The organism is Kiloniella laminariae (assembly GCF_027214005.1).
GTDB classification, from domain to species: Bacteria; Pseudomonadota; Alphaproteobacteria; order Kiloniellales; family Kiloniellaceae; genus Kiloniella; species Kiloniella laminariae_A.
In genome coordinates this window covers 493922-506041 of the sequence record NZ_JAPWGY010000002.1, presented here as the reverse complement: position 1 = coordinate 506041, position 12120 = coordinate 493922, and the positions used below count along the sequence as shown (strand labels likewise).

The window sequence follows — 12120 nt, the reverse complement described above, 5'->3', positions numbered from 1 at the left end:
TTAATCTTCCTTTGACAAGCTTGTCGTTGATAAAGGCGGATAGCACACAAGCTGTGACCGCAGTGAATGATCAAGATGGAATGGAAGCGCAGTCATGGATGATCTTTTGAGCGAGTTTTTGACGGAGACCAATGAAGGTCTGACCACATTGGATGTGGAGCTTGTCAAACTCGAACAGAACCCAAACGACACGGAGCTGCTGAGTAACATCTTCCGGCTCATGCATACGATCAAGGGCACTTGTGGGTTCCTTGGTTTGCCGAGGCTTGAATCTGTTGCCCACGCTGGCGAGAACATCATGAACAAGTTTCGTGATGGAGAGCTGGTGGTTTCTGCGGTGGGCGTTTCTCTGATCCTGGAGTGTCTTGATAAGATCCGGGAAATACTCGCAACGCTTGAGGCGACAGAGAAAGAACCTGAAGGGGATGACACTGACCTTATCGCCCGGTTGAACGCGCATGCTGAAGGGACAGACGGCGGCGGGGAGGCTGAAGCTCCCGCAGCTGCTGAGACTGTCGTTGTTGAAGATGCGGTTGAAGCGGATGATGAGGAAGAGGATGAACTGGAGCGGGCGTTCCGTGAAGCCCTGGGGCCTGAAGAATTGGCAGCCCAGGCAGCAGAAGAAGAACAACCTGTTGCCGAAGTCGTTGCCCTGAAGCCTGAACCTGCAGCAAAAGCACCTGCAGCCAAGCCGAAAAAGGCAGCACCACCCCCTCCACCCCCCCCTGCGGCACCTGCTGGGGATGCTGCTTCGTCCGTTGCCAACCAGTCAATCCGCGTGAGTGTGGATGTTCTTGAAAACCTGATGACGATGGTCTCAGAGCTGGTGCTGACAAGAAACCAGCTTTTGCAAATTCTTCGTGCGCACAAAGAGAGTGATTTTGCCACACCATTGCAGCGTTTGAACCATGTTGTCTCGGATCTGCAGGAAGGGGTGATGAAGACCCGGATGCAGCCGATCGGGAATGCCTGGGCAAAACTGCCGCGTATCATTCGCGATCTGTCGCACGAATTGAATAAAAAAATTGACCTGGTGATGAAGGGTGCAGATACGGAACTGGACCGTCAGGTTCTGGAACTGATCAAAGACCCGCTGACCCATATGGTGCGTAACTCTGCTGATCACGGGTTGGAAATGCCAGATGACCGCATAGCTGCCGGCAAGCCAGAGGTTGGTCAGGTTGTCCTGAATGCCTATCACGAAGGTGGTCATATCATCATTCAGATTTCGGATGACGGTAAGGGGCTCAATACAGACCGGATCAAAGAAAAGTGTGCTGAAAACGGACTGGCTTCGGAAGCAGAGCTGGATGGAATGTCTGATCAGCAGATTCAGCAGTTCATTTTCAAGCCCGGGTTCTCGACCGCTGCTGCAGTTACAGCCGTATCTGGACGCGGTGTCGGTATGGACGTGGTTCGTACCAATATCGAGAAAATCGGTGGTACCATCGAATTGAGTTCGACAGAAGGCAAGGGGACAATCTTTACCATCAAGATTCCGTTGACCCTCGCAATCGTGTCGGCGCTGATCGTCGAATGCTGTAAAGAGCGTTTCGCCATTCCACAACTGTCTGTGGTCGAACTGGTCCGGACGTCGAACCATTCCGAACATGTTATCGAACACATCAACGATACGCCTGTCCTGAGGCTGCGTAACCGTCTGCTCCCCCTTGTCACTCTCCGGGATCTGCTCAAGCTTTCTGTCGAGGGAGAAGAGAAGGAAACCAAGCTGCGGGATGACAATTTCATCGTTGTCGCCCAGGTTGGGACCTACACTTTCGGGATTATTGTTGACCGGGTCTTTGATACAGAAGAGATCGTGGTCAAACCCGTTGCGCCGATCATCAGAAATATCCAGCTCTTCTCCGGCAATACTATTTTGGGTGATGGTGCTGTGGTTATGATCCTTGATCCAAACGGGATTGCGGCGGCTACCGGAGAAATTGCCGTGGGTGAAACAGAGCTCAGTGGTCTTGCCGATCGTCATCATACCGCGAATGACGAAAAAGTGGCGATGCTGGTCTTCCGGTCTGGAGATGATGCACCGAAAGCTGTGCCTCTTGCCCTTATTGCCCGACTGGAAGAAGTGGACCTTACCAAAGTCGAGAGTTCTGGTGGACAGCATGTGGTTCAGTATCGTGGCCAGCTGATGCCGTTGATCCCGATGCAGCCAGACATGAAGCTGGCAAAAGAGGGACGCCAGCCGGTGTTGGTCTTCTCTGACCGGGAACGCTCCATGGGGCTGGTGGTTGACGAGATCATTGATATTGTAGAAGACCGTATGAATGTGGAACTCAGCGCAGAAAAACGCGGCTATATCGGCAGTGCGATTATTGCCGGCAAAGCGACAGATGTTGTCGATGCAGGGTTCTTCCTGACCCAGGCTTACCCGGATTGGTTCGGCTCTGAAACAGGGAAGGAAAACTTTGACAGCTCCCGTTCCCGTCTGCTTCTTGTGGACGACAGCGCCTTCTTCCGGAACCTTCTGATGCCAATGCTTTCTGTTGCCGGATATGACGTGAAGGCGGTTGATTCCGCAAAATCCGCTCTGGACCTTTGTGATAAAGGCGAAGTTTTTGATGTTATCATTTCAGATATCGAAATGCCGGGAATGAATGGTTTTGAGTTTGCTGAAGCTGTTCGGGAAAACTCGAAGTGGTCCAGAATTCCAATGGTTGCTCTTTCTGCTTTTGCCTCGAACTCTGATCTTGCAAGAGGTCGGGCTGCTGGCTTCAAGGACTACGTGTCGAAGACTGACCGGGAAGCTCTGTTAATGACATTGCAAGACACCATTGCCGAGATCAAAGGCGCCGCTTGATAGTGAAAACGGGTCCACGGGCTCCCCGGTACCGGAGTCTGGATCAAAACCATAGAGAGTAAAGCTGTGAGTGATACTTACAAAGAGAGCGAAGATTTTGTCACCTTCTATATCGCAGGCCAGCTCTTTGGCGTGCCGGTGCTCAGGGTCCAGGATATTATCAACCCGCAACAGATTACGCCCATCCCTCTGGCACCGCCGGAAATCGCAGGATCTTTGAACCTCCGCGGGCGTATCGTCACCGCGATCGATGTCCGGAAACGCCTGGGACTGGCACCGAGGGCTGATAAAACCTGTATGAGCATTGTTGTCGAAAACGGGAATGACTTATATAGTCTTATGGTTGATAGTGTTGGCGAGGTCCTTGGGGTGGATGCCTCCTCTTTCGAACGTAATCCACCTACTCTGGACCAAAGATTCAGGGATTATTCGATTGGTATATACAGGCTTGACGGGAAATTGCTTGTCATCTTGGATGTTAACCGCTTCCTTGATTATAATCGCGGTGCTGATGCTGCCTGATTTAATTGAGCACTGACTGTCTAGTCCTTCAGGACAGGTGTAATAAATGTTTTTGATAGATAAAAATTAAGCTGGAGCAATAAAATGAAAACCTGTTTGGTTGTCGATGACTCCAAAGTAGTCCGCATGGTTGCCAGAAAAATACTTGAAGGTTTGAACTTTCAAATTCAGGAAGCTGAAGACGGTCAGAAGGCATTGGACTCTTGTATTAACTCAATGCCCGACGCTGTATTGCTGGATTGGAACATGCCGGTAAAGGATGGTCTCGAATTCCTTAAGGATTTGAGGGCATTGCAAGGGGTTGAGCAGCCTATAGTTGTGTTTTGCACAACGGAAAATGATATGCAACATATCCAGCAGGCCATCGCTGCTGGGGCCAATGAATATATCATGAAGCCTTTTGACAGTGACATCATTGAATCCAAATTTACCCAGGTAGGCCTGCTTTAATGTCATTGCCACTAAATACATCGTCGACCCCAAAAGCCGAAAATGCCTATCGAGTAATGGTGGTGGATGATTCTGCAGTTATCAGAGGGCTTTTGACCAGAATGCTGGAAAATGACCCGAAGGTATCTGTTATTGAATCTGTTTCCAATGGCGAGATCGCGATCAAACGTATCGCGACCCTGGACGTTGATGTAGTGGTTCTCGACATAGAGATGCCGGTTATGGATGGCCTGACGGCTTTGCCAAAATTGCTCGAAGCGAAACCCGGTGTCCAGATTATAATGGCTTCTACATTAACCCGTAAAAATGCCGAGATCAGTTTCAAGGCTATGCGGTTGGGAGCAGCAGATTATATCCCCAAGCCGACAAGTTCTGGTGAACTCACCAAAGCAGATGATTTCAAATATGAGCTGGTTGAAAAGGTGAAAGCCCTGGGGCGGGTGGCAAGAACTGCCAGACATGCTCCTTTACCATCCGGAGCCTCGGCAACGGTTGCCAAAACGGGAGCCGCTGGCCAATCACCAGCGCAATCACCCGCCGGGAAAGCAGCCGATCCGATTAGAAGAACGACTGGTGGGCTCTATGCCAACAAAGAGATCTCTTTACGGACCACAGCGATTGCGCGTCCTGACATTCTGGCTATCGGGAGCTCTACTGGTGGCCCCCAGGCCTTGTTTGACGTGCTCGGAAATTTAGGTGTGGTCAGTCAACCTGTTGTTATTACACAGCATATGCCGGCTACCTTTACCGCTCTTCTGGCTGAACACATCGGGCGTATTTCCCAGATGCCAAGTAAAGAGGGCGAGGACGGGGAAGCAATCCGTGGCGGGAGAATCTATCTGGCTCCTGGTGGATATCATATGGTTTTTGAGAAAAAGGGGACAGACACGATTATTCGCCTCAATCAGGAACCGCCTGAAAATTTCTGTCGTCCGGCGGTAGATCCGATGTTAAGAAGTCTGTCAAAAATATATGGCTCTCATCTCCTTGTCCTGATCCTCACGGGCATGGGGAGTGATGGTTTACGAGGTTCTGAAGTTGTGACGACCGCAGGCGGGAGTGTCATTGCACAGGACGAACATACAAGTGTTGTATGGGGTATGCCAGGCGCGGTAGCGACTGCAGGGCTCTGTTCTGCTGTTCTTCCTATCAAGGAAATGGCAGCACATGTACGACAACTTGTGCTGAGGTCGGCGGCATGAACGTGAACGATTTCGAATTCATTTCACAATTTCTAAAGAAGCGTTCCGGGCTCGTCTTAAGTCAAGACAAGGCCTATCTGTTGGAAAGTCGCTTGAATCCTGTGGCACGTAAATGGAGCCTGAGTGGCTTCGACGAACTGGTACAGAAAGTCAGATCAAGCAACGACGAACGCTTACTTAACGACATCACAGAGGCAATGACGACAAACGAGTCGTTTTTCTTCCGTGATCAAAAACCCTTTGACCAGTTCCGGGATCTGGTGCTTCCACATATGTTGGAAAAACGTGCTTCCAGTAAAACGATCCGGATCTGGTCTGCTGCCTGCTCGAGCGGGCAGGAGCCTTATACTCTGGCAATGTTGCTTAAAGAGGCCGGGCCTAAGCTGGCAGGCTGGAAGATAGAGATTATCGCAACAGATCTTTCCAACGAGATTTTGAACAAGGCCAAGGAAGGGGTTTATACCCAGTTCGAGGTACAGCGTGGGTTGCCAATCAATCTCTTGGTAAAATATTTCCAGCAAGCCGGGGACCGGTGGCAGATCGATGCCTCCATTCGCAACATGGTGACCTATAAAACGTTCAACCTTCTTGAAAGTCCGGCGGCACTTGGCAAATTTGATATTGTTTTTTGCCGAAACGTTTTGATTTATTTCGAGCAGGCGACCAAGTCACATGTTTTGAAGAACATCGCAAAGCAGATGCCAGATGACGGTTTCCTTTATCTGGGTGGTGCCGAAACCGTTTTGGGGATATCAGACGATTTCCAACTTATTCCGGGGCAGAGAGGGATCTATGGCCTGGTGCGGGGTCAGGCAGCGCGCGCTGCTGTAGGCTAGATGTAACAAGGAGCCGGGATCGTTTCCCGGCTCCTTGTTACGAAAATAAAAAAAACAGAGGTTGAAAATTCAACCTCTGTTTTTTTGTCTCTTGGGATCTCTCGGATAGAGAGATCAGGCAGATGCCATGTGCGCTTCACTGACGCCTTGATCAACAGGATCTCTCAGGACATACCCCCGTCCCCAGACAGTTTCGATGTAGTTTTCACCACCTGTTGCATTGGAGAGTTTTTTCCGGAGTTTACAGACAAACACATCAATGATTTTGAGTTCGGGTTCATCCATACCGCCATAGAGGTGGTTGAGGAACATTTCCTTTGTAAGGGTTGTTCCCTTGCGCAAGGAGAGCAATTCGAGAATGCCATACTCCTTGCCTGTCAGATGCAGGAGTTTGCTTTCAACTTCGACCGTACGGGTGTCAAGGTTCACGCGGAGCTTGCCGGTGTTGATGACTGAAGCAGCGTGACCTTTGGAACGGCGAACGATTGCCTGAATTCTGGCGATGAGTTCCCGTTTATCAAAAGGTTTGGTCAGATAGTCATCAGCGCCAAATCCAAGACCTTTGATTTTGTCATCCAGGCCGTTAAGCCCGGAGAGGATCAGAATTGGTGTTTCTACCCTGGACGCTCGTAAACGACGGATGACTTCATAGCCATCCATATCAGGGAGCATGAGATCCAGGATAATGATGTCATAATCATAGATCTTGCCGATTTCGAGGCCGTCTTCACCCATGTCAGTTTTGTCACACACATAGCCTTCTGACTTGAGCATCATCTCGATGCCTTGGGCTGTTGGGGCGTCGTCTTCTACTAACAGAACTCGCATGTTTGGTTCCGGTCATTAATGTTGGTTAAACGAATATGAATGCTGTTAACCATTTTCAGCATGTAACGTTAACAAAATATTACCAGAAATTCATAGAAACTCAAAAAAACGGGAGAAAACTAAGATTAATTTTATTAAAAGTAGTTTCTTTGGCAGATTTTGATCTTTTTGAAAGAAAGCAGGGGTTAAGCTGACGTTAAATGCTCTGTGTCAAAGTGGTGATGAAATCATATGATGACTCCACTATTGGGTCATTGTTACGATGTTTATATGCAACTTAAGGTATCTGTTTCGGTATGACGCTTAAAAGTCTCGCACGGGAAATTTCAGAGCTATCTGACTATCAGGTTTATGGCCGGGTCTCGGGTGTGCTTGGTATGCTTGTTGAGCTGTCGGGACTTGACCGCTTGTTAGCGATCGGTTCACGTTGCACACTTATTGCCCGTGATTCCAGACAGGTTCCTTGTGAAGTCATCGGGTTTCGCCAAGGTCGCGCGTTGTTGTTGCCTTTTGGCTCTCTGGACGGAATAGGTCTGGGGTGCAAAGCCCTGCTGGCCCAAAGTGAACCCTCGATCCATCCTTCCGATGCCTGGCTTGGCAGGGTCGTTAATGCCCTGGGAGAGCCGATAGATGGCAAAGGTCCGCTTCCTGCGGGGCCTGACCCTTACAAAGTAAGAAACATGCCACCTCCGGCGCATGGCCGGCAAAGGGTGGGGGGCAAAATTGATCTGGGTGTACGGGCAATCAATAGCTTCCTCTCCTGTTGCCGGGGGCAGAGGATGGGGATTTTTGCAGGCTCCGGTGTCGGTAAATCAGTATTGCTGTCCATGTTGGCACGCTTTGCATCCCTTGATGTCAATGTGATTGGCCTGATCGGGGAACGGGGCCGGGAGGTTCAGGAATGGCTTGAAGATGATCTTGGTCCGGAAGGCCTGGCAAAATCAGTTGTCGTTGTCGCGACCTCGGATGAACCCCCGTTGATGCGACGCCAGGCTGCTTATATGACCATGGCCCTGTCAGAGTACTTTCGGGACAACGGCAAGGATGTACTCTGTCTGATGGACTCGGTGACACGTTTTGCCATGTCGATGCGAGAGATTGGTTTGTCTGCGGGGGAACCCCCGGCGAGCAAGGGCTATACTCCTTCTGTTTTTGCCGAGTTACCGCAGCTGCTTGAACGTGCCGGACCAGGGATTTTACCGGAGGGCTCGATCACTGGCCTTTTTACAGTTCTGGTTGAAGGGGATGATCATAACGAGCCGATCGCCGATGCTGTACGTGGTATTCTGGATGGTCATATTATTCTTGAACGGGCAATTGCCGAGCGTAATCGCTTTCCCGCGATTAACCTTCTGCGCAGTGTCTCCCGCACCATGCCAGGCTGTAATAATGAAAGCCAGAATGATCTGGTAACCCGGGCGCGACAGCTTCTCTCGACTTACGAGAACATGGCGGAGTTGATTCGTATCGGGGCCTATTCTGCAGGGGCTGATCCGGCAATTGATGAAGCCATTCTTTATCACGATGCCCTGGAGGCTTTTCTCAAACAGGATAAATTCGAGCAAAGTAATCTTGATCTGGGATATGAACAGCTTGCTGCGGCAATAGGGCTGGCCTGGCCTGAAGGTGGTGATGGTTCCGGGGCCGGAGAGTTTCAGGATGCCGGGTTGATGGGAACTGACGCATGAAGACGCCTGTGGATAGCCTTGTTCGTGTCAGCAGTTGGAAGCTGGATGAAGCGCAACAAAAATTATCGGATCTGCAGACACTGGAAAAAAAACTGATCCAGGATCTGGAAAAACTGGATCGGGATGTGCAGCATGAACAGGATTTTGCAACCAAAAACCCGGAAATGGCACATACCTATCCGGTTTATGCCGAAGCGGCACGGGAACGCCGACAGCGCATTGTGTATTCTATTGAGGAAATTATAGGCTGGAAAGATCAGGCCCAGCAGGAGCTTCAGAGTATTTATCAGGAATTGAAAAAATACGAAGAAGCCCAAGCCAACGACATTCGTCGGCAAAAAGAAGTTTTACGCAAGAAAGAACAGGCGGCATTTGATGAAATGGGGATACAGCTTTACCGGCGACGTAAGTCTTCGGAAAATTGATCCCGGATTATAAAATTCTGAGAAGGCAGAAGTATGCCGGTTTTATCTCCTGCCCCATCTAGGCAAGAGTACTCTGGTGAATACTGGCGATATTGCGATCGCTGATTTCACTTAATTTTTCCCATTGATTTGAAACCTCGAACGAGATTCGGCCCGCATAACCTGTTGCATCGTTTGCGGCATAGAAAATATCCGATATCTTCTGGTGCATATATCGGGGCAGATTGTTTCTGCTGCGAACCACAAGGTCGAAATGGTGTTTTTTGACCAGCCCATCGAATTGCATATCCCCGTCTCGGCTCATCTCGACTTCCAGTTTGAAGCGGGTTGCCTCTTCACGGTCGGGATCATCCTGGTGTTTGCCTCCCTGTTCCCTGTCCCTGACAAAAAGATTGGCTTTTTGCAGCATCCCTTCATAGAGAACGGGAAGGGGGGTCATGCGCCATTCCCCCTGGGCGGTTTCGACCTGCTGTCCGATCAAGGGAGCATCGGCAGATAGTTTCTGGGCAAGTTCGACCTGCCCACTGTTTCTGAGGAGGGAAAGAGTATCTTCCCCGAGCCAGCTTTTGGTAGAGCCGGATTTTAGGGCGTTCAGGAACAAAAGTATGCCAGCGGTCAGAGCAGGTCCTTGATGGGGGAGGTGGCTTGCCAGGGCATTGCCTTGCCCTTGATGGATAAGGCTGGTTAGCGCCGTTTGTAAGAGGCTGCGCAGATCTTGTCCGGGGGCGCCTTCTCTGGCTGAAAGTGAAAAGCCTGATAGGGAAGTTTCGTTTTCCATTTGCGGAGAGAGGGTCAGTGTAAGGGACGTACCAGAGGTTATGGGTGCCTTTATGGACAGTTGAATTGATCCCAAAGGGGTCTGCACAACGGGGAAGCCCTGATTGGTGCCTGTAACTGTTCCCTGGATGATTGTTGTCCCTGAGGTCGTGGTAACAATGGATGGCGTGGTTACCGTTGTTGTTCCCGTTCCTGTGCTTTGGGGAGCCGTGGCTTGAGTGTGGGGCGTCGTCCCTGTCGATGGCGCCGTTGGGGCTGCCGTACCCGGGTTTGGACTGGGAGACGATGTAAAGGGTTTTGGGGCCTGGGGTGGGATCTCTACCCTTACCAGAAAACCGTTACCTGGCTGAAGTTGTGCCAGGGCAGGAGGAAGAGAGCTCGTGCCCGAAGGAACAGGGGAAGACGTCAGCATCAGCGCCTGTAAGGTGTGGCCAAGAGTGAGTTTGTCATTCGGCAGAGCATGGTGAGGCGGCGGCGTTTGGGCGGCAGCCTTTGCTGTTTGGGGCAGCAGAAGTATTTCAAAGGGAGGGCGCTGGGTCCTGAACTGAAGCAACACTTCCGTTCCAGCGGGCAGTTTTTGCTGGCTGTTGATGGTTAACTCGCCAAGGAGGGTCTGAACCAGAAGCTGGCCGTTGGCATTTTGGCCAGTGACTGTCCCGGGCAACTGTTCCTGCACGGGCCGGGTGACGAGTGCAGGAGGGTAGTTGGCGATTGTACTTACCTGAGCAGCTTGTGTCGTAACACCGGCTTGTGGAGATGGCGTCGATGCAAGTGGCAGGCTGACCTTGTTCATCTATCCGAGAGCAAATTCCTTGCAATCTGCTCGACACGCTCGGCTGCAGGGGATGTGGGATACCTGACGAGCAGAGGTGTCTGATTGCGAATTGCTTCCTTTATCTTGCTGTCCTTGACAATAATTCCCGCCAGGGGAGGCGTGATCTTGAGGAACGACTCACAAGCCTTGCGAATTGTATTATAGGTCTTGTGCCCGTCGTGCTCGGTCTCGGCCATGTTAACTATAACACGAAGATCAGCATCTGGTCTCTGCATTTTGGTCAGCTTGATGAAGGCATAGGCATCGGTAAGGGAGGTCGGCTCATCAGTTGTAATCACCAGACAGACCTGGGCCTGTGCAGCAAGCTGGCGTACAGTCCGGTCAATTCCAGCCCCGAGATCAAGAATGACCCGGTCGTAGGAACCAGACAGATTGGCCAGATCGCTGGTGAGGTGGCTGAGGCGTTGGGCAGGAAGGTTGGCAAGACTGCCCGAGCCTGAACGTCCGGCCAGTACATCAAAGCCCCCTTCAGGATAGCGCACAGCTGCGTCTTTAAGGGCGTAGCGTCCTGTCAGGACGCCGCCCATATCCTTGTTTGGGGCAAGCCCAAGCTGGATATCGACGTTGGCGAGGCCCAGATCCCCGTCAAACAGCAAAGTTCTGCAGCCGAGATTTGACAAGGCATGGGACAGAGTAATGGAAAGCCATGTTTTGCCAACGCCTCCTTTTCCAGAGGCAATCGCAATCATGTTCTGACATGGCACCTTGTCATGCAGGGATTGTACATTAAAGTTCTTGGCTTCGTTCATCAGCGTGTGCCTGTTGCAAGAGTATGCTGTTGGTGTTCCAGTCTGGTAGGAAGCAATAATCGCGCCAGTGACACCGGATTAATGGGGGACAAACCATCAACGATATGTGGTGATGTACCAGCAGCCATAAAAGCAAGTTTGGTGCTGTGCGCTGCGGTCAGAAGCCCACCAAACCGTCGTGTCATATCCAGTTTTGTCGGAATAATGTATTTACTGTTCATAATCGAAAAGGCTGCTGCCTTGTCAGCGGTTTCATATACATCCCCTCCAGCTGGCGTGACGAGTGCAATTTCCGCGTTTGCAGCAAAGGCGTACTGACTCAGCTCATTAAGGCTGGCATCATCAAAGGGGTTGATGCCCATCGTATCAATGAGGATCAGTCTGTCTGTACTGGTCCGGTCAACTATTTCTGATAGCCGTTCGGGGGTTTCTGCAATTTCGAGATTGACCTGCAGACGATGGCAAAAGGTTGCAATCTGCTCGATCCCGCCGGTTTTCTCTGAATCTATTGTGATGACGCTTGTCGGGACATCTGACAGTCGTGCTTTGGCGCAGAGCTTTGCGATGGTTGACGTTTTGCCATCACCGGGCATTCCAACAAGCATCAAGGGGCGCGGTTGAGGACGGTTGGGGATGGTGGCAAAGCGGAAATGGTTATCAAGGGCACCTGCCAGTGAGATATGCCATTCAGAGGCGGGGATGCCGATGGCATGTCCGACAAGGGTTTCTATCAGCTGTGACGGCAGCCGATGGAAGTCGAGAACTTCGGTGATTTCATCAACAATGTCGACATCATCAACAGGGTCCTGGATGGAAAATTCCTGTTCGGCTTCCTCGTCGAGGCCGGCGGTTACCCGCACACCTTTACCTGGGCCAAGCTCATCGGTTGCCAGAATAATGGCATCTGTACCTAGATCTTGCCGGACTTTGTGAATAGCGTCGGGAAGGCTTTCCGCAATGTAATGCTTTAACCGCATTGTTGGCGCCTCC

General features: G+C 50.9%; 11 protein-coding genes. 7 read left to right on the top strand and 4 right to left on the bottom strand.

Annotated elements, in window-relative coordinates; genetic code table 11:
- The first annotated feature begins 94 nt into the window (after positions 1 to 94).
- The 5 genes from O4H49_RS07090 to O4H49_RS07070 all read left to right on the top strand — a co-directional run bounded on the left by O4H49_RS07090 (position 95) and on the right by O4H49_RS07070 (position 5828).
- Entirely contained in the window at positions 95 to 2818 is a 2724-nt protein-coding gene (locus O4H49_RS07090; protein ID WP_269422731.1) for a chemotaxis protein CheW, read from the top strand.
- A 66-nt stretch (positions 2819 to 2884) separates the two neighbouring features.
- Positions 2885 to 3340: a chemotaxis protein CheW gene (locus tag O4H49_RS07085; protein WP_269422730.1), complete on the top strand. Its 456-nt coding sequence runs from the start codon at positions 2885 to 2887 to the stop codon at positions 3338 to 3340.
- A gap of 84 nt (positions 3341 to 3424) precedes the next feature.
- On the top strand, positions 3425 to 3790 hold the full coding sequence (locus O4H49_RS07080; RefSeq protein WP_020592227.1) for a response regulator: 366 nt from the start codon (positions 3425 to 3427) through the stop codon (positions 3788 to 3790).
- Complete coding sequence (locus O4H49_RS07075) at positions 3790 to 4992, top strand: protein-glutamate methylesterase/protein-glutamine glutaminase (protein WP_269422729.1); 1203 nt, start codon at positions 3790 to 3792, stop codon at positions 4990 to 4992. The genes O4H49_RS07080 and O4H49_RS07075 overlap by 1 nt, the downstream gene beginning before the upstream one ends.
- Positions 4989 to 5828 (top strand): CheR family methyltransferase, encoded by an 840-nt coding sequence (locus O4H49_RS07070; protein WP_269422728.1) that lies wholly within the window; start codon positions 4989 to 4991, stop codon positions 5826 to 5828. The genes O4H49_RS07075 and O4H49_RS07070 overlap by 4 nt, the downstream gene beginning before the upstream one ends.
- 114 nt (positions 5829 to 5942) lie before the next feature.
- On the opposite strand, the gene ctrA is transcribed toward O4H49_RS07070, so the two are convergent.
- Positions 5943 to 6656 (bottom strand): response regulator transcription factor CtrA, encoded by a 714-nt coding sequence (gene ctrA / locus O4H49_RS07065; protein WP_269422727.1) that lies wholly within the window; start codon positions 6654 to 6656, stop codon positions 5943 to 5945.
- A 296-nt stretch (positions 6657 to 6952) separates the two neighbouring features.
- On the opposite strand from ctrA, the gene fliI reads away from it, so the two are divergent.
- Together fliI and O4H49_RS07055 are read left to right on the top strand one after the other, a co-directional pair.
- Positions 6953 to 8344 (top strand): flagellar protein export ATPase FliI, encoded by a 1392-nt coding sequence (gene fliI / locus O4H49_RS07060; protein ID WP_269422726.1) that lies wholly within the window; start codon positions 6953 to 6955, stop codon positions 8342 to 8344.
- Positions 8341 to 8769, top strand: coding sequence for a hypothetical protein (locus O4H49_RS07055; RefSeq protein WP_269422725.1), 429 nt, complete (start codon positions 8341 to 8343; stop codon positions 8767 to 8769). The genes fliI and O4H49_RS07055 overlap by 4 nt, the downstream gene beginning before the upstream one ends.
- A gap of 58 nt (positions 8770 to 8827) precedes the next feature.
- Here the strand turns inward: O4H49_RS07055 and O4H49_RS07050 are convergent, their stop codons facing one another.
- Genes O4H49_RS07050 through O4H49_RS07040 form a run of 3 tightly spaced genes read right to left on the bottom strand, consistent with a single transcriptional unit; the run spans position 8828 to position 12107 of the window.
- Positions 8828 to 10339 carry a hypothetical protein gene (locus O4H49_RS07050; RefSeq protein ID WP_269422724.1) on the bottom strand — a complete coding sequence of 504 codons (1512 nt, stop codon included), beginning with the start codon at positions 10337 to 10339 and terminating at the stop codon, positions 8828 to 8830.
- Positions 10336 to 11130, bottom strand: coding sequence for a MinD/ParA family protein (locus O4H49_RS07045; protein ID WP_269422723.1), 795 nt, complete (start codon positions 11128 to 11130; stop codon positions 10336 to 10338). The genes O4H49_RS07050 and O4H49_RS07045 overlap by 4 nt, the downstream gene beginning before the upstream one ends.
- Positions 11130 to 12107, bottom strand: coding sequence for a GTP-binding protein (locus tag O4H49_RS07040; protein ID WP_269422722.1), 978 nt, complete (start codon positions 12105 to 12107; stop codon positions 11130 to 11132). Before O4H49_RS07040 ends, O4H49_RS07045 begins: the two co-directional genes overlap by 1 nt.
- Between the last annotated feature and the right edge of the window lie 13 nt (positions 12108 to 12120).

What these genes read in the sequence shown, in the direction of transcription:
- O4H49_RS07090 (WP_269422731.1), top strand. Translation starts at nt 95, where the DNA reads ATGGATGATCTTTTGAGCGAGTTTTTGACGGAGACCAATGAAGGTCTG.
- O4H49_RS07080 (WP_020592227.1), top strand. Translation starts at nt 3,425, where the DNA reads ATGAAAACCTGTTTGGTTGTCGATGACTCCAAAGTAGTCCGCATGGTT.
- O4H49_RS07075 (WP_269422729.1), top strand. Translation starts at nt 3,790, where the DNA reads ATGTCATTGCCACTAAATACATCGTCGACCCCAAAAGCCGAAAATGCC.
- O4H49_RS07070 (WP_269422728.1), top strand. Translation starts at nt 4,989, where the DNA reads ATGAACGTGAACGATTTCGAATTCATTTCACAATTTCTAAAGAAGCGT.
- ctrA (WP_269422727.1), bottom strand. Translation starts at nt 6,656, where the DNA reads ATGCGAGTTCTGTTAGTAGAAGACGACGCCCCAACAGCCCAAGGCATC.
- fliI (WP_269422726.1), top strand. Translation starts at nt 6,953, where the DNA reads ATGACGCTTAAAAGTCTCGCACGGGAAATTTCAGAGCTATCTGACTAT.
- O4H49_RS07055 (WP_269422725.1), top strand. Translation starts at nt 8,341, where the DNA reads ATGAAGACGCCTGTGGATAGCCTTGTTCGTGTCAGCAGTTGGAAGCTG.
- O4H49_RS07050 (WP_269422724.1), bottom strand. Translation starts at nt 10,339, where the DNA reads ATGAACAAGGTCAGCCTGCCACTTGCATCGACGCCATCTCCACAAGCC.
- O4H49_RS07045 (WP_269422723.1), bottom strand. Translation starts at nt 11,130, where the DNA reads ATGAACGAAGCCAAGAACTTTAATGTACAATCCCTGCATGACAAGGTG.
- O4H49_RS07040 (WP_269422722.1), bottom strand. Translation starts at nt 12,107, where the DNA reads ATGCGGTTAAAGCATTACATTGCGGAAAGCCTTCCCGACGCTATTCAC.